At 67.7% G+C, this 21,974-nt stretch carries 23 protein-coding genes; 9 read left to right on the plus strand and 14 right to left on the minus strand.

What is annotated here, in order from left to right; all coding sequences use genetic code 11:
• Positions 1 to 181: 181 nt before the first annotated feature.
• The gene (gene mnmE / locus FYM52_RS15900; protein WP_154164809.1) at positions 182 to 1,624 is read left to right on the plus strand and encodes a tRNA uridine-5-carboxymethylaminomethyl(34) synthesis GTPase MnmE; all 1,443 of its coding nucleotides are present in this window, start codon (positions 182 to 184) and stop codon (positions 1,622 to 1,624) included.
• A gap of 212 nt (positions 1,625 to 1,836) precedes the next feature.
• Here the strand turns inward: mnmE and cobF are convergent, their stop codons facing one another.
• Genes cobF through cbiE form a run of 4 tightly spaced genes read right to left on the minus strand, consistent with a single transcriptional unit; the run spans position 1,837 to position 5,177 of the window.
• Positions 1,837 to 2,679 carry a precorrin-6A synthase (deacetylating) gene (gene cobF / locus FYM52_RS15905; protein WP_154164810.1) on the minus strand — a complete coding sequence of 281 codons (843 nt, stop codon included), beginning with the start codon at positions 2,677 to 2,679 and terminating at the stop codon, positions 1,837 to 1,839.
• Positions 2,676 to 3,506 (minus strand): precorrin-4 C(11)-methyltransferase, encoded by an 831-nt coding sequence (gene cobM / locus FYM52_RS15910; RefSeq protein ID WP_154164811.1) that lies wholly within the window; start codon positions 3,504 to 3,506, stop codon positions 2,676 to 2,678. Before cobM ends, cobF begins: the two co-directional genes overlap by 4 nt.
• A gap of 4 nt (positions 3,507 to 3,510) precedes the next feature.
• The gene (locus FYM52_RS15915; protein ID WP_370513861.1) at positions 3,511 to 3,981 is read right to left on the minus strand and encodes a cobalamin biosynthesis protein; all 471 of its coding nucleotides are present in this window, start codon (positions 3,979 to 3,981) and stop codon (positions 3,511 to 3,513) included.
• A complete protein-coding gene (cbiE, locus tag FYM52_RS15920) occupies positions 3,978 to 5,177 on the minus strand; it encodes a precorrin-6y C5,15-methyltransferase (decarboxylating) subunit CbiE (RefSeq protein ID WP_154164813.1) in 1,200 nt (399 codons plus the stop codon). Before cbiE ends, FYM52_RS15915 begins: the two co-directional genes overlap by 4 nt.
• On the opposite strand from cbiE, the gene FYM52_RS15925 reads away from it, so the two are divergent.
• On the plus strand, positions 5,176 to 5,943 hold the full coding sequence (locus FYM52_RS15925; protein ID WP_154164814.1) for a cobalt-precorrin-6A reductase: 768 nt from the start codon (positions 5,176 to 5,178) through the stop codon (positions 5,941 to 5,943). The two genes, cbiE and FYM52_RS15925, sit on opposite strands and share 2 nt — an antisense overlap.
• On the opposite strand, the gene cobJ is transcribed toward FYM52_RS15925, so the two are convergent.
• The 7 genes from cobJ to FYM52_RS15960 all read right to left on the minus strand — a co-directional run bounded on the left by cobJ (position 5,904) and on the right by FYM52_RS15960 (position 13,271).
• A complete protein-coding gene (cobJ, locus tag FYM52_RS15930; RefSeq protein ID WP_154164815.1) occupies positions 5,904 to 6,719 on the minus strand; it encodes a precorrin-3B C(17)-methyltransferase in 816 nt (271 codons plus the stop codon). The genes FYM52_RS15925 and cobJ overlap by 40 nt on opposite strands.
• Entirely contained in the window at positions 6,713 to 7,477 is a 765-nt protein-coding gene (gene cobI, locus FYM52_RS15935; protein ID WP_042416250.1) for a precorrin-2 C(20)-methyltransferase, read from the minus strand. The genes cobJ and cobI overlap by 7 nt, the downstream gene beginning before the upstream one ends.
• Entirely contained in the window at positions 7,467 to 8,096 is a 630-nt protein-coding gene (locus FYM52_RS15940; protein WP_042416252.1) for a precorrin-8X methylmutase, read from the minus strand. The genes cobI and FYM52_RS15940 overlap by 11 nt, the downstream gene beginning before the upstream one ends.
• Complete coding sequence (locus tag FYM52_RS19125; RefSeq protein ID WP_154164816.1) at positions 8,018 to 9,439, minus strand: precorrin-3B synthase; 1,422 nt, start codon at positions 9,437 to 9,439, stop codon at positions 8,018 to 8,020. Before FYM52_RS19125 ends, FYM52_RS15940 begins: the two co-directional genes overlap by 79 nt.
• 62 nt (positions 9,440 to 9,501) lie before the next feature.
• Positions 9,502 to 11,439, minus strand: coding sequence for a triacylglycerol lipase (locus tag FYM52_RS15950; RefSeq protein ID WP_154164817.1), 1,938 nt, complete (start codon positions 11,437 to 11,439; stop codon positions 9,502 to 9,504).
• Between the two features lie 51 nt (positions 11,440 to 11,490).
• Complete coding sequence (locus FYM52_RS15955; protein ID WP_238826243.1) at positions 11,491 to 12,567, minus strand: DUF4105 domain-containing protein; 1,077 nt, start codon at positions 12,565 to 12,567, stop codon at positions 11,491 to 11,493.
• Between the two features lie 146 nt (positions 12,568 to 12,713).
• Entirely contained in the window at positions 12,714 to 13,271 is a 558-nt protein-coding gene (locus tag FYM52_RS15960; protein WP_043378426.1) for an adenine phosphoribosyltransferase, read from the minus strand.
• 264 nt (positions 13,272 to 13,535) lie between these two features.
• Here FYM52_RS15960 and FYM52_RS15965 point away from each other — a divergent pair, with 264 nt between their 5' ends.
• The 3 genes from FYM52_RS15965 to lptC are packed head-to-tail and all read left to right on the plus strand — an operon-like array spanning position 13,536 to position 15,693.
• Positions 13,536 to 14,537, plus strand: a complete 1,002-nt coding sequence (locus FYM52_RS15965; RefSeq protein WP_231499104.1) for an SIS domain-containing protein — start codon at positions 13,536 to 13,538, stop codon at positions 14,535 to 14,537.
• On the plus strand, positions 14,537 to 15,097 hold the full coding sequence (locus FYM52_RS15970; RefSeq protein ID WP_154164818.1) for an HAD family hydrolase: 561 nt from the start codon (positions 14,537 to 14,539) through the stop codon (positions 15,095 to 15,097). Before FYM52_RS15965 ends, FYM52_RS15970 begins: the two co-directional genes overlap by 1 nt.
• Positions 15,094 to 15,693 (plus strand): LPS export ABC transporter periplasmic protein LptC, encoded by a 600-nt coding sequence (lptC, locus tag FYM52_RS15975; RefSeq protein WP_154164819.1) that lies wholly within the window; start codon positions 15,094 to 15,096, stop codon positions 15,691 to 15,693. Before FYM52_RS15970 ends, lptC begins: the two co-directional genes overlap by 4 nt.
• A 96-nt stretch (positions 15,694 to 15,789) precedes the next feature.
• On the opposite strand, the gene FYM52_RS15980 is transcribed toward lptC, so the two are convergent.
• Entirely contained in the window at positions 15,790 to 16,224 is a 435-nt protein-coding gene (locus tag FYM52_RS15980) for an RNA-binding protein (RefSeq protein WP_154164825.1), read from the minus strand.
• Positions 16,225 to 16,438: 214 nt separating this feature from the next.
• Positions 16,439 to 16,783 carry an RNA-binding protein gene (locus tag FYM52_RS15985; protein ID WP_042416267.1) on the minus strand — a complete coding sequence of 115 codons (345 nt, stop codon included), beginning with the start codon at positions 16,781 to 16,783 and terminating at the stop codon, positions 16,439 to 16,441.
• 466 nt (positions 16,784 to 17,249) lie between these two features.
• On the opposite strand from FYM52_RS15985, the gene FYM52_RS15990 reads away from it, so the two are divergent.
• From FYM52_RS15990 to otnI, 4 genes are all read left to right on the plus strand, one after another.
• On the plus strand, positions 17,250 to 17,828 hold the full coding sequence (locus FYM52_RS15990) for a TMEM165/GDT1 family protein (protein ID WP_154164820.1): 579 nt from the start codon (positions 17,250 to 17,252) through the stop codon (positions 17,826 to 17,828).
• A gap of 111 nt (positions 17,829 to 17,939) precedes the next feature.
• The gene (locus FYM52_RS15995) at positions 17,940 to 19,070 is read left to right on the plus strand and encodes a homoserine O-acetyltransferase (protein ID WP_154164821.1); all 1,131 of its coding nucleotides are present in this window, start codon (positions 17,940 to 17,942) and stop codon (positions 19,068 to 19,070) included.
• Complete coding sequence (metW, locus tag FYM52_RS16000) at positions 19,067 to 19,651, plus strand: methionine biosynthesis protein MetW (protein WP_045265812.1); 585 nt, start codon at positions 19,067 to 19,069, stop codon at positions 19,649 to 19,651. Before FYM52_RS15995 ends, metW begins: the two co-directional genes overlap by 4 nt.
• A 139-nt stretch (positions 19,652 to 19,790) precedes the next feature.
• Positions 19,791 to 20,612 carry a 2-oxo-tetronate isomerase gene (otnI, locus tag FYM52_RS16005; RefSeq protein WP_154164822.1) on the plus strand — a complete coding sequence of 274 codons (822 nt, stop codon included), beginning with the start codon at positions 19,791 to 19,793 and terminating at the stop codon, positions 20,610 to 20,612.
• A gap of 155 nt (positions 20,613 to 20,767) precedes the next feature.
• On the opposite strand, the gene corA is transcribed toward otnI, so the two are convergent.
• A complete protein-coding gene (gene corA, locus FYM52_RS16010) occupies positions 20,768 to 21,754 on the minus strand; it encodes a magnesium/cobalt transporter CorA (protein WP_042416278.1) in 987 nt (328 codons plus the stop codon).
• Between the last annotated feature and the right edge of the window lie 220 nt (positions 21,755 to 21,974).

The following is a 21,974-nucleotide window of genomic DNA, read 5'->3' on the forward strand; positions in this document are numbered from 1 at the left end:
AGGCCGCGCAAGCGGCCTTTGGTTTTTATAACAAGAGCGCACTGCGCGCGCCGGGACTGCGTTTTGCAGCCGATTGACTGCGAAGTCGTTGAGTGCCGAGCGCAGTGTGCTCCTGTTTTGAAAGCCTGTTTTGCGTGCCCCTGGCTATCATGGGCACCGCCCCCACTGAGGACGTGACGCCATGCTTGCCCGCCATTCCGATCCCATCGTCGCCATCGCCACCGCCCCCGGGCGCGGGGCCGTCGGCATTGTGCGTGTCTCCGGCAAGGCCATCGGTGCCCTGGTGCGCCACCTGCTGGGCAAGGACCTGAAGCCGCGCGAGGCCAGCTACCTGCCCTTCAAGGACGCCAAGGGTGCACCGATTGACCACGGCTTGGCCATCTACTTTCCCGGCCCGAACAGCTACACCGGCGAGGACGTGCTGGAGCTGCAGGCCCACGGCGGCCCCGTGGTGCTGCAGCTGCTGCTGGCGCGCTGCCTGGAGGCCGCGCAGGCGCCGGGGGCCGACGGCGCCCCGGTCCTGCCCGGCCTGCGCCTGGCCCAGCCCGGCGAGTTCACCGAGCGCGCCTTCCTCAACGACAAGATCGACCTGGCCCAGGCCGAGGCGATTGCCGACCTGATCGACGCCAGCACCGAGGCGGCGGCGCGCAGCGCCAGCCGCTCGCTGTCGGGCGACTTCTCGCGCGAGATCGGTGAGCTGCGCGAAGCCCTGGTCCACCTGCGCATGCTGGTCGAGGCCACGCTGGACTTCCCCGAGGAAGAGATCGACTTCCTGCAAAAGGCCGACGCCTATGGCCAGCTGGACGCGCTGCGCGACCAGCTGGGCCAGGTGCTGGCGCGCACCCAGCAGGGCGCGCTGCTGCGCGAAGGCATCAAGGTGGTGATCGCCGGCCAGCCCAATGCCGGCAAAAGCTCGCTGCTGAACGCGCTGGCCGGGGCCGAGCTGGCCATCGTCACCCCGATCGCCGGCACCACGCGCGACAAGGTGCAGCAGACCATCCAGATCGACGGCGTGCCGCTGCATGTGATCGACACCGCCGGCCTGCGCGACAGCGAGGACGAGGTGGAGCGCATCGGCATTGCCCGCGCCTGGGACGAGATCGCCGCTGCCGACGCTGTGCTGTTCCTGCACGACCTCTCGCGCATGGGCGAGGCTGGCTACGTGGCCGACGATCTGGAGATTGCGCACACGCTGGCCGAGCGCATTGCGCCGAACATTCCCGTCATCGACCTGTGGAACAAGACCGACCTGGCCGCACCCGGCGCACAGATGCAGCCGCTGGCGCCCTTGGCGGGCCGCCAGGGCAGCGAGGCCAGCCTGAGCCTGTCGGCGCGCACCGGCGACGGCCTGGACGCCGTGCGCCAGCGCCTGCTGCAGGTGGCCGGCTGGCAGTCGGCGGCCGAGGGCTTGTACATCGCCCGCGCGCGCCATGTGGAGGCGCTGCAGGCCGTGGGCGCCCACCTGGAGGAAGCGCACGCGCAGCTGAACGTGCCCGGCCCGGCGCTGGACATCCTGGCCGAGGAGCTGCGCCTGGCACAGACGGCGCTGAACAGCATCACGGGCGAATTCACATCGGATGATTTGCTGGGCGTGATCTTCTCCAGCTTCTGTATCGGCAAGTGAGCGCGGCGCCGCCCTGCGCGCGGGCGGGCGAGGGCGTCCTGTCCAGCGTGGCCTGCGGCGTCGGTGCGCAGGGAGGCAGCCCACCCAGGGTGGACGGCCCAGGCACGGTCTGCGCGGCACGCAAAAAACAGAGCGCTTGGCGCACCCAAAAAAGGACTTCCAACCTAAACAGGCTGGAAGTCCTTGTTGCATCTGCGGTATCCGCTACCTTTTCAAGAGCTGAACGCCGTGGCAGGGGCTGCCGTGCTGCGGCGGCGCAGCAGGTAGATGTCCATGATCCAGCCGTGCTGCGCGCGCGCGGCGGCGCGCGTGGCCAGGATGCGCGGGCCGGCCTCGGTCAGCGGGCCGTGGTCCAGCACCTGCTGGGCCATGCCCACGTAGGCGCCCCACCAGATGTCAACCTCCTGCGCCAGCGCCGGCGGCAGGTGGGTGAAGCTGCACTGCCCATCCAGCATGACGACCACGGTGTCCACCCCGGCGGGCCAGCCGTGGTCGCGCAACTGGCGGCCGGTGGTCACGGTGAAGGGCTGGCCGATCTCGTTCACCGCCAGCGCGTGGGCGGCGGTCAGGGCCTGGACGGCGGTGATGCCAGCCACCACATGTACCTGCACGGGCGGCGGCTGCATGCGCGCGGCGATGCGCAGGGTGCTGTCGTACAGCGAGGGATCGCCCCAGACCAGCAGGGCCACGTGCAGCGGTCCTTCGGCCTGGCGTGGCTGCAGCCCGTCGGCCAGGGCCTGGGCCATCGTCGCCTGCCAGCAGCGGGTGATGGCGGCATGCCATTCGTCCACCTGGGCCAGGTAGTCATCGCCCTGGCTGCGGCGCACGGGCATGTCAAAGCCGGCCACGCGCGGCGGCGTGGGCACGTCGGCCAGCACGGCATCGCACAGCGACTGGCGCAGCGCGGCCAGCTCGGCCTTGTCCTCGCCCTTGTGCGGCAGCAGGATCAGATCGGCCGCGCGCATGGCCTGCAGGGCCTGGCGCGTGAGGTGGTCGGGGTTGCCCGTGCCAATGCCGATCAGCGTCAGGGCCACGGGGGGCAGGGGGCGGCTCATGCCGCGTCGTGGCCCAGCGGGCGGTCGGTGGCGGTGTCCACGGCGGTGTTGGCAGCGGGAAAGCGCGGCGCGGTGCCCAGGGGGCGGTAGCGGCGGTCGTAGTCGGCAGCGTAGAGGCGGCTTTCGCCAAAGTCCTCGGCGCTGATGCTGCGGCCCACCAGCATGATGGCCGTGCGCTCCATGCGGCTGGACACGGCCTGGGCCAGCTGGCCCACGGTGGTGCGCACCACGGTCTCATCGGGCCAGCTGGCGCGCCAGACGATGGCGGCGGGGCAGTCGGCGCCGTAATGGGGCAGCAGCTCGGCCTGCACCTTCTCGGCGACGTGGATGGACAGGTGGATGGCCAGCACCGCGCCGGTGGCGGCAAAGGCGGCCAGGTTCTCGCCCTCGGGCATGGCGGTGGCGCGACCCGAGGTGCGCGTCAGCACCAGGGACTGGCACAGGCCGGGCAGGGTCAGCTCGGCCCCCAGCGTGGCGGCCGCGGCGGCGAACGAGGGCACGCCGGGAGTGACGCTGTAGGCAATGCCCAGCTCGCGCAGGCGGCGCAGCTGCTCGCCCATGGCCGACCAGACGGACAGATCGCCCGAATGCAGGCGGGCCACGTCCTGGCCCTGGGCCTCGGCGGCCTGGATTTCCGCCACGATCTGGTCCAGGTCCATGGACGCGGTGTTGACGATGCGCGCGCCCGGCGGGCAGTGCGCCAGCAGTTCGCGCGGGATCAGCGACCCGGCATACAGGCACACCGGGCAGCGGGCCATCAGGTCGCGCCCGCGCACGGTGATCAGGTCGGCGGCGCCGGGGCCGGCGCCGATGAAATGCACGGTCATGCCGTTACTCCTCAAGGGGAGAGGCTATCGCCTCTCCGGATACACAATCGAAAGACGGGGCGGCGCAGGCCAGCGCCAGCGTGGCGCAGCCGTCGGCGGCCACCCAGCGCGGCCGCCACAGCCGCGCGCCGGGGCCGGCGGCGATCAGCGCGGCGGCTTCGGCCACGCTGCCCGTGCCATAGCGCGCCAGCAGGCGCGCCGACTGGGTGGGCACGGGCTGGCCGGCCAGCTGCACCGGCGGCAGGGCCAGCAGTTGCGTGGCCCACGGCAGTTGCGTGCGCCAGGCCTGCAGGGCCGGGTGGTCGGCCTTGTGCACCAGCACGGCCAGCGTGGTGACGGCCGGTACCTGGTCCGCCGGCCAGTCCGGTTGCTGCACCAGCCAGTCGCAGGCCTGCTGCCACAGCGCCTGCAGGTGGTCCGCACGGGCCGTGGCGCGCAGGCCCAGGCCCGCCACCAGGGGCAACGGGGCGTTCACCGCTGCCACACCCATTGCACCAGCGGGCGCGCGGCCTTCCAGCTGCGCATGCGGCCCAGGGCCTCCACGCTGGACAGCTCCAGCCGCTGCAACTGCCCGCCGTGGCTGGCGTGCAGCTGAACCAGCAGGGCCTGGGTTTCCAGCGTCACGCCGTTGACCACCAGGCGGCAGCCCGCGGGCATGGCCGCCTGCAGATGTTCAAACAGGGTGGCGTCGAAGCCACCACCGACAAACACGGCCTGCGGCCGCGGCAGATCCTGCAAGGCCTGGGGCGCTGTGCCGTGGATACAGCGCAGCGCCTGCTGCAGGCCAAAACGTTGGGCGTTGCGCGTGATGTTGGCCACGCGCGTGGCGTGCTGCTCGATGGTGATGGCCTGGCCCCCGGCCAGGCACCACTCGACCGAGACCGAGCCGGAGCCTCCGCCGATGTCCCACAGGCATTGGCCGTGGCGCGGTGCCAGGGCGGCCAGCGTCATGGCGCGGATGGGGGCCTTGGTGATCTGGCCATCGTGGGCGTACCAGGCGTCGGGCCGGCCGGGGGTGGTGGGCAGGCCTTCCTGCTGCGCGCTGTGCGCCAGCACGGCCACGCAGACCGGCGATTGCGCCGGGTCTTCGGCCAGGGCGGTGGCGACGGCCTCGGCCGCCAGCATGCGGCAGCGTTCGCGCGGGCCGCCCACGGCCTCCAGCACCCACAGCGTGCTGCGGCCCCAGCCTTCGGCCTGCAGCCAGCCGGCAAAGTCCGCCACGGCGGCGCCGTCGCGCAGCAGCACGATCAGCTGGCGCCCGGCCCGCAGCTGCGGCAGCACCTGCGCCATGGGGCTGGCGTGCAGGCCCAGGCACACGCTGTGTTCCAGCCGCCATCCCAGGCGGGCGGCCACCAGCGAAAATGTAGCGCTTTGGGCGTGGCAGTTCCATTCGTGGGGCTGCAGATGCTGGGCCAGCGTGCCCCCGGCCCCAAACCAGAACGGGTCGCCCGAGGCCAGCACCACCACCGGCTGGCCGCGCAAGGCCAGTACGGGGGTGGGATCAAAGGGGATGGGCCAGGCGCGGCCGCGCGCGCCGGCCTGGGCCAACTCCAGGTGGCGCGGTGCACCGAAAATGGTGTGTGCCGCCTCCACGGCACGGCGTGCCGGGGCGCTCAGGCCTTCCAGCCCGTCTTCATTCATTCCGACCAAGGTCAGCCACGGATCAGCCATGACACATGTTCTCCTGCTGGGTGGCACCAGCGATGCCAGTCTGCTGGCCCGCCGCCTGCACCAGGCCGCGGTGCCCGCGGTGTTTTCGTATGCGGGCGCCACCCGCCAGCCCGCCGCCCAACCCCTGCCCACGCGCTGCGGCGGTTTTGGCGGTGTGGAGGGGCTGGTGCAGTTCATCCGCAGCCAGGGCATCAGCCACGTGGTGGATGCCACCCACCCGTTTGCCGCACAGATGAGCCGCAATGCCTGCGCGGCCTGCGCCCAGACCGGCACGCCCTTGCTGGCGCTGGAACGTCCCGCCTGGCAGCCCGAGGCCGGCGACCGCTGGCAGATGGTGGCCGACATGGACGCGGCCGCCCGCGCCTTGCCGGTGGCGCCGGCCCGCGTCTTCCTGGCCGTGGGCCGCAAGCAGCTGGCGGCATTCAGCCATGTGCCGCAGCACCAGTATCTGCTGCGGGTGGTGGATACGCCGGAAGCTGGCTCCCTGCCTGTGCAAGGTGCTACGGTGCTGGTAGCGCGCGGCCCCTTCGATGCCGAGGCGGAGCGCGCCTTGCTGACCACCCACTGCATCGAATGGCTGGTGACCAAGAATGCCGGGGGCGAGGCCACGCGCGGCAAGCTGGAGGCGGCGCGGGCCCTGGGCCTGCGCGTCATCATGGTGCAGCGCCCGCAGGTGCCGGCGCGTTCGAGCACCGACAGCGTGGACCGCGTGATGCACTGGCTGGCTCATGGGTGCGTGGATGGCGCAGCGCCATCCAGGGCGTAGGAACGCGGGGTGTAAACCCAGGGCCCCACGCGGCGCGTGGTGCTGTTGCCGACCAGCACCACGGTGCGCATGTCGGCCATCTCGGGCTGCACGTCCTGCAGGGCGCACACCGTCAGCCGCTCTTCGGGCGTGGAGACGGCGCGGGCAAAGACCAGCAGGCGCTCGGGCTCGCAGTGCGTGCGCAGCAGCGCCAGCAGGCGGTTGAAGCCTTCGGGCCGGCTGAGGGAGCGCGGGTTGTAGAAGGCCATGGCAAAGTCGGCCTCGGCCGCCAGTTGCACGCGCCGCGCAATCACGGACCAGGGCTTGAGGTTGTCCGACAGGTTGATGCAGCAAAAGTCATGGCCCAGGGGGGCCCCGGCGCGCGCGGCGGCCGCCAGCATGGCGGTGATGCCGGGCAGCACCTGGATGTCCAGCGTGTGCCACAGCGCGGCCTCGGCGGGCGCGGCGTGGTCCACGGCTTCCAGCACGGCGCTGGCCATGGCAAACACCCCGGGGTCCCCCGAGGAGACGACGACCACGCGGTGGCCTTGCGCGGCCAGCGCCAGCGCATGGCGCGAGCGGTCGATCTCGACCCGGTTGTCCGAGGCGTGGAAACGGATGGCGTCCACGTCCGCCGCGGTCTGGGCCTGCAGCAGGGCGCGGGCGCGCTCCACGTAGGGCACATAGCCAATCACGTCGGTGGCCTGCTGCAGGGCGGCGCACACCTCGGGGGTGATCTGCGGCAGAGCCCCGGGGCCCAGGCCGACGATGCTCAGGCGTCCGGCGGGGCTCACCATGCGGCCTCCGGGCGGCGGCCCTGGCCATGGACCAGGACGATGGCGAAGTAGGGGCAGGCCGCATCGCCCACGTCCTGCAGGCGCTGGACCTGTTGCTGGGCGGTGGTGCCGTTTTCCACCAGCCAGGCGGCCTCGGTGCGGCCGCAGCGCTGCAGTGCGCGGCGGATGCGCGGCAGGTTGCGCCCCACCTTCATGATGACCAGGGCGTCGGCGGTCTGCATGCGGCGCACCAGTTCGTCCTCGGACAGCGTGCCGGTCATGACGCTCAGCACGTCGTCGCCCCAGGTGATGGGGGTGCCGGTGGCATGCCAGCAGCCCACCATGCCGGGGATGCCGGGCACCACGTCCACGGGCACGTCGCCGCGCGCCTGCAGGCGGGTGTAGAGGTGCATGAAGGAGCCGTAGAGGAAGGGGTCGCCCTCGCACAGCACCACCACCTGCGTCTGGCGGGCCAGCTCGGCCAGCCGTTCGCACCACTGGTCGTAGAAGCGCGACAGCTGCTGCACGTAGGCCTCGCTGTCCACCGGCAGTTCGGTGGTGACGGGGTATTCCATGGCGTACTCGACCACATCGTCAGCCAGCAGGCCTTGCACGGCCTGGCGCGCCTTGCCGGGGCGGCCGGGCTTGCGGAAGAAGGCCACATGGCGCGCCTGGCGCACCAGGCGGTCGGCCTTGACGCTCATGAGTTCCGGGTCACCGGGGCCCAGGCCCACGCAGACCACGCCCGTGGGGGCCACCATCGCGGGCTTATTCAACATGGCTGGCCAGGGCGTTGACGGCGGCCACGGTCATGGCCGAGCCGCCCAGGCGGCCGCGCACGATCATGGCGGGCACGGGCAGGTCCTGCATCAGTGCCTCCTTGGATTCGGCGGCACCGATGAATCCCACGGGGCAGCCGATGATGGCCGCGGGGCGCGGGCAGTCGGGCTGCTGCAGCATGTTCAGCAGGTGGAACAGCGCGGTGGGGGCGTTGCCGATGGCGACCACGGCACCGGCCAGGTGGGGGCGCCACAGCTCGACCGCGGCAGCGCTGCGGGTGTTGTGCATGCGGGCGGCCAGTTCGGCCACGCCGGGGTCCTGCAGGGTGCAGATGACGGGGTTGTTGGCCGGCAGGCGCGAGCGCGTGATGCCCTCGCTGACCATGCGCACATCGCACAGGATGGGGGCGCCGTCCAGCAGGGCCTGCTGCCCGGCGGCGAACAGGTCGGGGGAAAACTGGATGTGGGGGGCGAGTTCGACCATGCCGGCGGCATGGATCATGCGCACCGCGACGCGCTCCTCCCCCGGGGTGAAGCGCGTCAGATCGGCTTCGCGGCGGATGGTGGCAAAGGACTGGCGGTAGATTTCGGCGCCATGGGTTTCGTAGACGTGAGCCATGCAATCTTTTCGGAGAACAAGCGGGGATTGTCGCGCAGGCCGGACGCCGGCAGCTCCAGGCAGGCGGCATCGCCGGCTGTGCCCTCGCGCACCACGGCGAAGCTGGTGTGGGCGCGGCCCTCGGCATCGGTGCTGCGCTGCGCGCGCAGCGTGACGGTGGCCGGGCGCTGGCGCGCGCAGCCCTTGGCGCAGCCCGAGACATGCAGGTGGCTGCCGGCGGGCATTTGCGGCGCCAGCGCCAGCGCCAGGGCTTGCGTGGGCGCCAGGGCCTGGTCGCAGCCCGGGGCACCCGTGCAGGCCGAGATGCGCAGGCGGGGGTCGGTGGGAGTGGTGATCCAGTGCGCCGCCTGGTCCAGCCCGGCTTGGCGTGCCCAGTGGTCTGCCGCAGGGGACTCCACGCCTTCGATGCACAGCATGCGCCAGGGCGTGATGCGCAGCCCCGGGGGCGTGCCGTGTGCGCCGGCGGTGTGCGCCAGGGCCTGGGCCAGCCGGGTCAGTGCGGGGGCGGAAACGCGCCCCAGGGGCGCCGCGACCAGATAGCCGGTCGCGGCCGTCCAGCCCGGCGCGGGCTCCGCATCGCCACCCGGGTGGGGCACAGGCGGGGTGTGCCAGCGTACCCCTGGGGGCAGGGGCCAGTCGGGCAGGCGCTGGTGCTGGCTGTGGTAGGCCGCCAGCTGGCTGGCCATGCGCCCGGGGTGCAGCCCTTGGGCGCGGCGTTGGCGCGCCTGTGCGGCACTCCAGCCGGCCAGCAGCAGCACGCAGGCGATGGCGCACTCCAGCGTGGGGGCGGCCAGGGCCTGGTCCACGCCCTCGGGCTGGACCCACCAGCGGTGGGGTGCTGGTGCGCCGTGCTCCGCGGGCAGGCACAGCAGGCGCACATCGGCAGGGACCGTGGCCAGCAGGGCGTGCTGTTGCCCAGCGACGAGCCAGCCGAATTTGGCCGGCAGACCCTGCAGCGCCTCTGCCGGCGCCTGTTGCAGCGCGGATTGCAGGGCCTGGGCGCTGGCCAGCACCCCGTCGCCGGGCTGGTGCAGTGGGTCGATCACGATGGCGCGCAGCTGCTCCTGGCGGGCGTCGCCATCTAGCAACTGCGCCGCGGCCAGGGCCTGCAGCACGGCGCCGTGCTGCAGCGGGTCCACACCGCGCAACTGCACATTCGCACGGTTCGACAGCTCCAGCGTGCCGCTGCCATAGCGGGTGGCCAGGTCCGCCAGCAACACGGCCTGCGCCGCGCTCAATCGGCCCAGCGGGGGGCGCACGCGCACGACCAGCCCATCGCCCGAAGCCATGGGTTGCCAGGCGCCCGGGCACCAGCCCTTGATGCGCGGAGAGGGGGGGGGCATGTGGGGTTCCATGTCGAAAATTGTGGCGGGATTGCGCGGGCGGACCCTTGACCCATCTGGACTTATGGCTTGCTTGGGGCGTTGCTTGGCAGCAGTTGGTTGTGCAGGATGCGGCGGATTTCCACGATGGCGCGCGGGTGCTCCTGCACGCTGTGGCTGAAGGGCACGATCAGCTCCGAGGCGGCCCCCTCGAGGTGGGCGCTGCGGTAGGGCACGATGCCATCGCTGCTGTCGGCCAGCGGCAGGTTGGGCGTGTCGTTGCCAATGATGGAGTGGTAGCGCACGCGAGGGCTGATTGGCAGGTTGGCCATCAGGCGCACGTACTCGTCCGCGTCGCTGAGGTTGTCGATGCTGTTGGGAATGCGCAGTAGCGAGTCCTTGCCGATGCGTGGCGAGGCGTGGGCCAGCTGGCGCGTGAGGTCGGCGAACTGCTCGACCATGGAAAACGGCAGCGTGATCAGGTTGGACACCCAGCGCGCGATGCGGTTGTTGGCAAAGTCCGTGCCGCGGTGCGGGGCCGCGATGAAGATGGCGCTGGTGACCTGGGGCACGGGTTCGAATTCGACAAAGGGCCGCAGCTGTTCGTCCAACTGGTCCGGGTCCAGACCGTAGGTGTCGGTGATGGACGCCAGCACCTGGCCTTGGGTGCTGCTGACCATTAGGCGGGCCAGTACCCCACCCATGCTGTGCCCCACCAGGGTGATGTCCTGCGAGGCACGCGCCGTGCCCTGCGGGTCAAAGTGCTGCAGCGTGCGCTGCAAGGCCTGGCGAATGGCCTGGTTGTTGAGCGCCAGCGGGGCGTTGGTGGGGTAGTAGACCTGCCAGATCTGGTAGTTGCGGCGCAGGTTCTCGTCGCCCAGCACCTCGTTGGCCACGTTGATCCAGGCCTCGGGGCTGCTGGCCAGTCCGTGCAGCATGACGATGGTGCGCCGGTTCGGGTCGTAGGGCTGCATCAGGTAGATGCTGGGGCGCACGATGCCGTTGCTCAGCCCCACCAGGGTGCGCAGCGCCTGGGTGGCAAAGCCGGAGCGCGCCAGCCACAGCCCGTAGCCCGAGGAAAAATTGCCCGCCAGCGGCACCCGGGTGCGGGCTAGCTCGACCTGCCGGACACGGTAGGGGTCGAAGGCCTGCAACTGCACCTCGCGCGTGGACAGGACCTCTTCCAGGCTCTGTCCGGCAAAGTTCAGCACCACGGTGACGGCGGGAAACAGCGACTCCTGGTAGGGCGGGCGTGGCGGGCCTTCCAGCATGCCCTGGGCGGTGCGTGCCAGATCGCGGTCCGCATCGCTCTGGAACACGGCCACCAGCTCGGCACCGAAGCCATCGCGGCGGTACTGGTTGCGCAGCCCGGAAAAGCGCAGCGAGGTGGCAGGCACCAGTTCGTTGGGGATGTTCTTGTTGGCGGGCAGCCAGACACCCGAGAAGTCCGAGGTCAGATGCCAGCTGCCCAGAGTGATGGGCGCGGACGGGGCGGCCTCGCCGCGCAGCGCGAACAGGCCGGTGACCGCCTGCTGCACGGCGTGGTTGTAGTAGTCGCGCACCTGGACCTGGCGGTCTTCGAAGGCCCGGTCGCTGGGCTTGCGCTGGGTGAAGAACAGGTAGGCCCAGGCGTGGCGTGCGGCTTCCAGCCAGGCTTGCACATCCTCGGGGGTGCGCGTGCCGGGCAGTGAGGGCACCTGCTGCGCCTTGCGCGCCTGCAGGATCCACAGCTCGGCCAGCGTCGCCATGCGCTGCTCGTCGTACAGGCCGGTGGCGGTGGCGATCGTGTAGTGGCACCAGGGGACGTCAGCCAGGCAGCGCTTGCTGTCCAGGTCCAGCACCCGCAGCGCCTCCTGCGCCGCAGGGCTGAGCTCCCCCGAGGTCAGCACGTCGCTGCGCCGCTCGGCCAGGTAGGTGGCCGGATCGGTGGTGCGGACGGTGACACCGGCGCACCCCGTCAGCAGGGTGGCCAGAGCAAGCACCAGCCCCAGGTGCCAGCGGGAGGGCGAAAACAGCGTCATAGTGCGCGAGTGTAGGCGCCATGCTGGGCCGGTGGCCGCAGGCGGGGCCGGCTAGCGCATGCCGGCGCGGATGTGGCGCGAAAAGTCGATGCTGGCCTGGGTGTCGTCCAGGCCGGGGGCGGGCTGCCAGCTCTGCGCGCGGGCGTTGATGTGGCCGTTGCTGCGCTGCAGCGGCAGCGGTTGCATGGATTCCAGGCCGCCGGCGTCGCGCAGGTATTCCGGCAGGTAGCCCGAGGCCAGCAGGCGCCAGTCCAGGGGCAGTTCCTGGCCGATGCGCCGTGCCAGCTGCCAAACGATGGTGGTGCAGTTGGCCGTGAGCGTGTGGTAGAAGCGCGGCGCTTGCGCCAGCTGCGAGGCCTGCTGGGCATAGGCCAGGAACAGCTCCTGCATGGCAGCGGGCGACAGCTTCGCGCGGTACAGGTGCACCTCTTCGCCCCGGGCGTTGGTGCGCACGGCCAGGATGTCGCGCTCGTCGGCGGCCACCAGGGCCATTTCGTACTGCTTGAAGAAGCCTGCCAGGGCGTCGAAGTGCTCACCCTGCTCTTTGCGGATCTCCACGGAGAACACGACGTGCTCGCCGTTGTCGAACCCAAACGACACCAGGGTGTGAGCGATGGCTGGTCCCATCCAATACGACAGTGCCACGTCCACACTGCGCAGCCGGTTCAGATCGTAGTTCCGGGTTTCCCAGCGCGGGGTGTAGTCGGTCTCGCTGCGCCAGATGAAGTTGCGCACATGGCGCAGCTGGATGTGCTGGGGCGCGTTGTATTCGGGCGCGGCCTCGACCAGGTGCGCGACGTCATCGGCCCAGCGCCGGTCGCTGCGCGGGGTGATGGTGCTCCACCAGGCCAGCAGGGCCAGCATCAGCACCAGCCCGCCGGCCATCACCGGCAGGGTGCGCCGTTGCAGCGCGCCGTAGCCCAGCAGCACCAGCCAGGCGAAGCCCCAGACCAGGGCCAGGGCTGTCGCGATGTTGTGGGTCTGCGGGGCTTCCAGGTACAGCGCGGTGCTGCCCCAGGCGCCACACAGCATGGCCCCCAGGCACACCAGCAACCAGGTCAGCGCCCCCAGCCCACGCCGCCAGCGCGGGGTGACAGGCATGAAGCGGTGGCTGGCGGGGTAGGGCATGGGGGCAAGGTGAAAATGTAAACAAACCAAGTTTGCCGTGACACATCGGTGAACGCTGTCACGGTATGTATCTGTGGCCCCCGGGGCACAGGCACAAAAAAGCCGGCAGGGCCGGCGGGGTGTGCACCACAGGGAGGACGCAGGCCTCAATGGCCGGCGAAATCCACCAGGGTGAACAGCGGCAGCTTGCCGGTGGTGCGCAGCAGCTCGGAGCCCCCCAGCTCGGGCAGGTCGACAATCGCGGCCCCCTCCATGACGGTGGCGCCCAGCTTCTCGATCAGTTTCTTGCCGGCCATCATGGTGCCGCCGGTGGCAATCAGGTCGTCAATCAGCAGGACCTTGTCCCCGGGCTTGACGGCATCGGTGTGCAGCTCCACCGTGGCGCTGCCGTATTCCAGCTCGTAGGTTTCCTCGACGGTGGTGAAGGGCAGCTTGCCTTTCTTGCGGATCGGCACGAAGCCCACGTTCAGCTCATAGGCAATGACAGCGCCCAGGATGAAACCCCGGGCATCCAGGCCGGCCACCACATCGGGGCGCTTGTCGGCATCCATGTAGCGGTGCACGAAGGCATCGATCAACACGCGGAATACCTTGGGGTCCTGCAGCAACGGGGTGATGTCTCGAAACTGCACGCCGGGCGCAGGCCAGTCGGACACAGTGCGGATGTGCTGGCGAAGGTAGTCGTTGACGCTGGTGGTGTGCATGGGGCGCAGTTTTCAAAGCCGCAAAGGGCTGCTGGGGCAGGGGCTGCATCGGCAGCGCTCCCGCCGGAAACGAAGGGCCTTGCCGGTCGCAAGGCGGTGAATGCAAAAAGTGTAATCAGTGGTGGATTCTGACGCAGTGGCCCGCGCGATCAGGTCGGCGCCCGTGGGTGGTTTCTGCGGCGGAGCCACCACCCTGGCCCTGCTTGCGCTAGGCGTAGGTCCGATGGGGCGGCGGGGTCTCGGCCGCCCCGATAAAATCCGTCCATGAACATCCCCATGCCGACCTCGCCCGTACTGGGCGCGTCGCAGGCCTTGGCCACGGCGCGTGAGACTTTGACCATTGAAATCCAATCGCTGCAGGCGCTGGCCCAGCGGCTGGATGATCGCTTCGTGCAGGTGGCACAGGCCATGCTGGCGACGCCCGGGCGCGTGGTGGTCATGGGCATGGGCAAAAGTGGTCACATTGGGCGCAAGATCGCCGCCACCCTGGCGTCGACCGGCACCCCGGCCTTCTTTGTGCACCCGGCCGAGGCCAGCCATGGCGACCTGGGCATGGTGACCGACAAGGACATGGTGCTGGCGATCTCCAACAGTGGCGAAAGCCACGAACTAACATCGCTGCTGCCGGCCCTCAAGCGCCAGGGCGTGCGGATTGCCGGCATGACCGGGGGCCTGACCTCCAGCCTGGCCAAACATGCGGACTGGGTGCTGGACACCAGCGTGGAGCGGGAAGCCTGCCCTTTGAATCTGGCGCCCACCGCCAGCACCACGGTGCAGTTGGCTCTGGGCGATGCCCTGGCGGCCGCCCTGCTGGAGGCGCGCGGTTTCAAGGCCGAAGATTTTGCGCTGTCCCACCCCGGCGGTGCCTTGGGCCGCAAACTGCTGACCCATGTGCGCGATGTCATGCGCAGTGGTGACGACGTGCCGCGCGTGCTGGAGCAGGACGGATTTGACCGCCTGATGCGCGAGATCAGCGCCAAGCACATGGGGGCCAGTGCGGTGGTGGATGCCGCAGGGCGGGTGCTGGGCATCTTCACGGATGGTGACCTGCGCCGCCGCATCGAAGACGGCACGGCTCTGCGTGCGGCCAAGGCCGCAGACCTGATGCACCCTCAACCTCGCACGATCAGTCCCGATGCCCTCGCAGCCGATGCGGCCCAGTTGATGGAGCGCTACGGCATCACGTCGGTGCTGGTCACGGATGCAGCAGGGACTCTGGTGGGCATGGTCCATATCCGGGACCTGATGTTGGCCAAGGTGATCTGATGGACGGAATGCAAATGGACAGGTCGGTGCGTTGCGATGCCTCGGTGCTTGCCAAGGCCCAGCAGGTGCGGGTCGTGTTCCTGGATGTGGATGGCGTGCTGACCGACGGGGGCCTGCTGTTCAGCGAGCACGGCGAGACCCTCAAGCGCTTCAACACCCTGGATGGGCACGGCATCAAGCTGCTGCAGAAGGCGGGAATCGTGCCTGCGGTGGTCACGGGGCGGGATTCCGCGCCGCTGCGCTTGCGCCTCAAGCAGTTGGGGGTGCAGCATGCTGTCTACGGCACCGAAGACAAGGTGCCGGCTGCGCAGTCCATTCTGGACAGCCTGGGGCTGGATTGGAACCAAGCCGCCGCCATGGGCGATGACTGGCCTGATCTGCCCGTGATGCAGCGCTGTGCCTTGGCGTGCGCACCGCGCAACGCCCACGTGGAAAATCTGGCCCGCGCCGATTGGGTGAGCGACCTGCCTGGTGGCCAGGGAGCGGTGCGCCAGTTGTGTGATCTGCTGCTGCAGGCCGGTGGGCACTACCACCGCTTGCTGGAGACCTATCTGCGATGAAAAAAACCTTGCAACGCGTCTGGGAGCAGCTGTCCATTTACCTGCCCATCATGCTGATGGCAGTGCTGGCCTTGGGCACGTGGTGGCTGGTGCGCAATGCCCCCAAGCCGTTGGCAGGTCCGGTGGATCAGGTGGCATCGGCCGACCCGGATTACACGATGCGTGATTTTTCGGTGCACCAGTTCGACGCCAGCGGGCGTCTGCAAAGTGTGATCCAGGGGGATATGGCGCGCCATTTGCCCTTGTCCGACACCTTGGAAGTGGATGCGGTGCGCACGCGCAGCATTGCGCCGGATGGCACGGTCACGACCTCTGCCGCCCAACGCGGTATCAGCAATTCGGACGCCTCTGAGGTGCAGCTGTGGGGGGATGCCAAGGTACGGCGCGTGGTGCCCGGTCAGCCCCAGGCGGCTTTGCAGGTGGAGGGCGAGTTTCTGCACGCCTGGACGAAGGAAGAGCGCGTTCGCTCCCATTTGCCCGTCGTGCTGACACGCGGTGGAAGCCGCTTTGTCGGAGATAGCATGAATTACGACAATCTGTCCCAAGTGATTGAACTCAAGGGACGGGTGCGGGGCGTGATCGAATCACGCAAGTGATGAATACAGCTGCGTAAGAATATAAGAAATATAAATGTAGGATTATTCTTGCAAAATAAAAAAAGGCCCTCAGGGCCTTTTTTGTTTTTCAAGAAGTTAATGGTCGTTCTTGAATCGGTTTCCCCCTTCGGGGTTCTGTCCATAACCTGGGTTGCCGCGCCCACGTGGGCCGGTGCCATAGGGGCTGCGAAAGCTGCCTTCCCCGCGGCCGGCAAACCCGTTGTTGCCTGCATTCGGGTTGCCGCCATAGCTGCCGTAGCCCCCGGAACGGGGCGGGCGTGGCTCCATGGGACGTGCTTCATTGACCACCAGGCTGCGGCCGCCCAGGGGTTGGCCATTCATGCCTTGAATGGCTGCACTGGCCTCGGCGTCACTGCACATTTCCACAAAGCCAAAGCCTTTGGAACGCCCGGTATCGCGCTCCATCATGACTTTGGCACTGGCCACTGTGCCAAATGGCACGAAAGCCTGTTCCAAATCGTGATCGCGAACGCCATATGGCAAATTGCCTACATACAACTTACTGCCCATCACTCGCTCCTCAGCCGAAACCAATACGGTGCCAATATCTTGAAAGCACCCATTTGTTGGGATTGGTAAACAGAAAGCGGAAATTCCGCGGAAACATTATCCGCAGAGTTTTTATGGAAATACAAGCGGTTTAGGAAAAATAAAACGACCATGAAAAAAGGAACCTTGCGGTTCCTTTTTTTGTGGAGCATCGCGTCAAGACACGCGTTCGGGATTAGTAGCTGTTACGGCCACCACCGAAACCGCCGCCGCCGAAGCCGCCGCCGTTGCCACGGCCACCGCCGAAGCCACCGCTACGGGGAGGGCGGGGTTCCATGGGGCGTGCTTCGTTCACGACCAGATCGCGGCCGCCGAAGTTTTGACCGTGCATGCCTTGGATAGCGGCTTGTGCTTCAGCATCGCTGCCCATTTCCACAAAGCCGAAGCCCTTGGAACGGCCGGTGTCACGCTCCATCATGACCTTGGCGCTTTGCACAGCGCCGAATTCGGAGAACGCCTGCTCGAGGTCGTTGTCGCGGAAAGCGTAAGGCAGGTTGCCCACGTAAAGTTTGTTGCCCATGGAGGACTCCTAGAAAAAGACTTGAAACGCGATGGAGCCCTAACCGAAAGCCAACCTGAGGCTTGACCTACCTTAGAGACGCAAACGCACTTGCTCCTGTACCCGAGTACCCGGGAGCGAGCCCATTATGTCGCAAGCTATCTGGAGGTCACTGGGGTTTTGTCAAATTTGTGCTCCTATACAACAAAGCACTCGTATTAACCCGCAATTCCATCTTGATAACAGTGGTGTGCTTGGGCGGAGGGCGATAAATATTGCAAATCGCTACAATAGTCCCCGTCTTTGGGGAGTAGTCCGTTTGGCGTGCAATGCGCCAAAAGCATGTATCAACAGACTTGGCGCGAGTGCGCTATGGTGCATGCGGCTTCAAAAGCTGGGCAAGACCATTGGCTGCAACCGTATCCAGGCTGGACGCGGCGGCAGTCAATGCGTGTTCAGTCCGGCCGTATAACCATTCCCCCACCTTATGGAAGCCTTCCTCGTCTCGACCGGTATTGTTGCCCTGGCTGAAATGGGCGACAAAACGCAGTTGCTCTCCCTGGTCCTTGCCGCACGTTTTCGCAAACCCTGGCCGATTGTTCTGGGCATTTTTGTTGCCACCGTGGTCAACCATGGCCTGGCCGGTGCCGTCGGATCGTGGGTGAATGCCATGATCGGGCCCGACGCCATGCGCTGGATCCTGGGCCTGTCCTTCATCGCCATGGCCGTCTGGATGCTGATCCCAGACAAGCTCGAAGATGACGAGGTGGCTGGGCATTCGCGCTGGGGGGTGTTCGGCACCACGGTGGTGGTGTTCTTCCTGGCCGAGATGGGCGACAAGACGCAGATCGCCACGGTGATGCTGGCCGCGCAGTACAACGCCTACCTGTGGGTGGTGCTGGGCACGACGCTGGGCATGATGCTGGCAAATGCCCCCGTGGTGTGGCTGGGTGACAAGCTGGTCAAGAAGGTGCCGATCCGCCTGGTGCATGTGATTTCGGCGCTGATCTTCCTGGTGCTGGGCGTGGTGGCCTTGTTCGCCACAGGGGTGCCGGGTTTGGCATAATGCCCTGCATGCGCTGATTTGCTTCTGCTTGCGGGCGCTTTATAAATCCTGCTAAAGACGAAACCGCTTGCACAGAACCCGGCCTCGTTTTTAGCGATGCCGGGTTTTTTCATGTCCTTCATCGCCACACCACAAACCATGCACTTTCCGGATGCGCTGCCGCTGCAAAGCGGCAAGCACATCCGTGACTACACCCTTGCGTACGAGACCTATGGCACGCTCAACGCCGACCGCTCCAACGCCATCCTGATCTGCCATGCGCTGAATGCCTCGCACCACGTGGCGGGCGTGTACGCCGGCCAGCCCAAGAGCGAGGGCTGGTGGGACAACATGATCGGCCCCGGCAAGTCCGTGGACACCAACAAGTTCTTCGTCATTGGCGTCAACAACCTGGGCTCCTGCTTTGGTTCGACCGGTCCCATGCACACTAACCCGGAGACCGGCGCGGTCTACGGTTCCAGCTTCCCCGTGCTGACGGTGGAGGACTGGGTCAATGCCCAGTCCCTGCTGCTCGATCGCTTGGGCGTCGCACAACTGGCCGCCGTGCTGGGCGGCAGCCTGGGGGGCATGCAGGCGCTGAGCTGGACGCTGCAGTACCCTGAGCGCATGCGCCACGCCGTGGTGGTGGCCAGTGCGCCCAATCTGAACGCCGAGAACATCGCCTTCAACGAGGTGGCGCGCCGCGCCATCGTCACCGACCCGGACTTCCACGGCGGTGATTTCTACGCCCACGGCGTGGTGCCGCAGCGCGGGCTGCGCATCGCCCGCATGATCGGCCACATCACCTACCTGAGCGACGATGTGATGAACCAGAAGTTCGGCCGCGCTCTGCGCAACGGCGCCGACATCCAGTTCACCACCCAGGACATCGAGTTCGAGATCGAGAGCTACCTGCGCTACCAGGGCGACAAGTTCAGCGGCTACTTTGACGCCAACACCTACCTGCTGATCACGCGTGCGCTGGACTACTTCGACCCTGCCAAGAAGTACGGCGGCAGCCTGAAGGCCGCGCTGACCCGCAGTCTGGCCAAGTTCTTCCTGGTCAGCTTCACCACCGACTGGCGCTTTGCGCCGGGGCGCAGCCGCGAGATCGTGCAGGCCCTGCTGCAGAACGGGCGCGACGTCAGCTATGCCGAGATCGACGCGCCCCATGGGCACGACGCCTTCCTGCTCGACGACCCCCGCTATCTGGCCGCGATGCGCGCCTACTTTGACGGCATTGCCAAGGAGTTCACCGCATGAGCGCGACCCCCACCATGCAAGCATTGGCACAGCTGGTGCCCCAGGGCGCCCGCGTGCTGGATCTGGGCTGCGGCGACGGCAGCTTCCTGCAGTACCTGCAGCGCGAGCGGGGCTGCACCGGCTATGGCGTGGAGATCGATGACGCCAACGTGTTGGCCTGTGTGCAGCGCGGCATCAACGTGCTGCAGCTGAACCTGGACGACGGCCTGGCCATCTTCGAGGACAACAGCTTCGACATGGTGCTGCAGATCAACACGCTGCAGCACCTGCGCAACACCGAAACCATGCTGCGCGAAACCGCGCGCGTGGGCCGCATGAGCGTGGTCAGCTTCCCCAACTTCGCACACTGGCCCAACCGTTTCTCGGTGCTGCGCGGGCGCATGCCGGTGACGCGCCACCTGCCCTACCAGTGGTACGACACGCCCAACATCCGCGTGGGCACGTTCAAGGACTTCGAGGTGCTGGCGCACAAGAACCGGCTGCACGTGGTCGATGCCTTCGGCCTGCGCGAAGGCCAGGTCATCCGCAACTGGCCGAATCTGCGCGCCAGCACGGCCGTGTTCTGTCTGGAGCGGGGCTAGGCGCGACCGTGGGCGGGCCGGCTGCACGCCGGCATGACCCCGGTGCCCTTGGGGTGAGCCGGAGGGCCGCGGCGACGCGGGGTGGCCACCAACCGACCAGCGTCAAAGCGGCGGCGGTGCAATTTCCCATAATGCAGCCATGCCCCGCTGTGCCGCCAACCTCTCGCTGATGTACACCGAGCTGCCTTTCCTGGCCCGCTTCGGTGCGGCCGCGCGGGATGGCTTCCGGGCGGTGGAATACCGGTTTCCCTATGCCTACGCGGCCGAGGAGCTGGCGCAGCAGCTGGTGCAGCATGGCCTGCAGCAGGTGCTGTTCAACGCCCCGGCCGGGGGCGGGAATCTGGCGGATATGGCCCAGGCCTGGGAGGCCGGGCGGCGCGGCAGCCTGTGCATGCCCGGGGAAGAGGCCCACTTTCGCGAAGGCGTCTGGCAGGCCCTGCACTACGCCCAGGTGCTGGGCTGCCCGCGCATCCACGTCATGGCCGGCCTGGTGCCGCACACGCTGGCGCGCGAAGCCCTGGTCAGCACGGCCCACGAGAACCTGCGCTGGGCGGCGCAGGCCGCCGCCGACGTGAGGGTGGAGGTGCTGGTCGAGCCGATCAATGGGCGCGACATGCCGGGCTATTTTCTGCAGACCCAGGACCAGGCCCACAGCCTGGTGCAGACCGTGGCGGCGCCCAACCTGAAGGTGCAGATGGACCTGTACCACTGCCAGGTCATGGAGGGCGATGTGGCCACCAAGCTGCGCACCTACCTGCCCACGGGGCGCGTCGGCCACATCCAGGTGGCGGGCGTGCCGGAGGGGCACGAGCCGGATGGGGGCGAGCTGCACTATCCCTATCTGTTCGACCTCATCGATGCCCTGGGCTACAGCGGCTGGGTGGGCTGTGCATACCGCCCGCGCCACGGCACCAGCCAGGGGCTGGGCTGGATGGCGCACCCCGCCTGCCGCATGGGCTGAGGGTGCGGCGGCCGCGCGGTGTGGCCACCGTGCTGGCCAAAGACCTGTGAAAAAGTGAGCGTGTGGCGCGCGTTCTGCCTTGATTTCAGACGATAAACCATTTGAAATTGGCTTGGAATGAGCGCCGGATGCTCCTTTTTTGAATGCCTGCAGCCTTACTTGAGCCAGCCGCGCTTGCGGAAGTACAGCATGGGCCCCACGGCGCTGAGCACCATCAGCAGCAGCACGTAGACGTAGCCGTATTCCCATTCCAGCTCGGGCATGACACGGAAGTTCATGCCGTAGACGCTGGCGATCAGCGTGGGTGGCAGCAGGGCCACGCTGGCCACCGAGAAGATCTTGATGATCTTGTTCTGGTTGATGTTCAGGAAACCGACGGTGGCGTCCATCAGGAAGTTGATCTTGTCGAACAGGAAGGCCGTGTGGCTGTCCAGCGACTCGATGTCGCGCAGGATCTGGCGCGCGTCCTCGAACTGCTCGGCGTTCAGCATCTTGCTGCGCATCATGAAGCTGACGGCGCGGCGCGTGTCCAGCATGTTGCGGCGGATGCGGCCGTTCAGGTCTTCCTGGCGCGCGATGTCGGCCAGCACGGTCTGGGCGTCGCTGTCGGTGACGTTGCCGTCCAGCACCTGGGCGCTGACCTTTTTCAGGTCGTCGTAGATGCCTTCCAGCGTGTCGGCGGAGTATTCGGCGTCGGCGTCGAAGAGCTTGAGCAGCACTTCCTTGGCCTCTTCGATCAGCCCGGGCGCGCGGCGCGCACGCAGGCGCAGCAGGCGGAAGACCGGAATGTCTTCCTCGTGGATGGAAAACAGCACGCCGCAGCTTTTCAGCTCGGTGTTGTGCTGGTTCAGGATGAAGGCCACGCGCACGCTGCGTGGGTCGTCCTCGTCGTCCACCAAGAAGTCGCTGCGGATGTGCAGCTCGCCGTTGTCTTCCTCATAGAAGCGGGCGGATTCCTCGATGTCCTCGTCGGTCGCGTCTTCGGGAATCGACAGACCGTAGTGCTGCTTGATCCAGCGCTTTTCCTCGAGGGTGGGCGACTCCAGGTCGACCCAGATGGGCTGGAACTGCTTGAGTTCTTCCAGCGATTCGATCTCTTCCTGGACCAGACGGCCATTGGACAGCGAAAAGATATTGAGCATGCAGCTCTCCCAAATGTTGTTGTGGCTTTGGCGGGGATGCAGGGTGCGCTTCCAATCCTTCCGCGTCGGCCATCGGGCACTGGGAGAGGATGGAAGCTACCAACTAGGGTAGGTTTCCACGGAGTTATCTCCAAAATATGACAAGCCCTCAATTATGCCGGGCATCCTGGTGGACAGGGGGCAGGGGCCTTTCGGGCGCAGGCTCAGGGCGCCGGGGGGG

The organism is Comamonas sp. CAH-2 (genome assembly GCF_009668305.1).
GTDB lineage: Bacteria > Pseudomonadota > Gammaproteobacteria > Burkholderiales > Burkholderiaceae_C > Comamonas > Comamonas aquatica.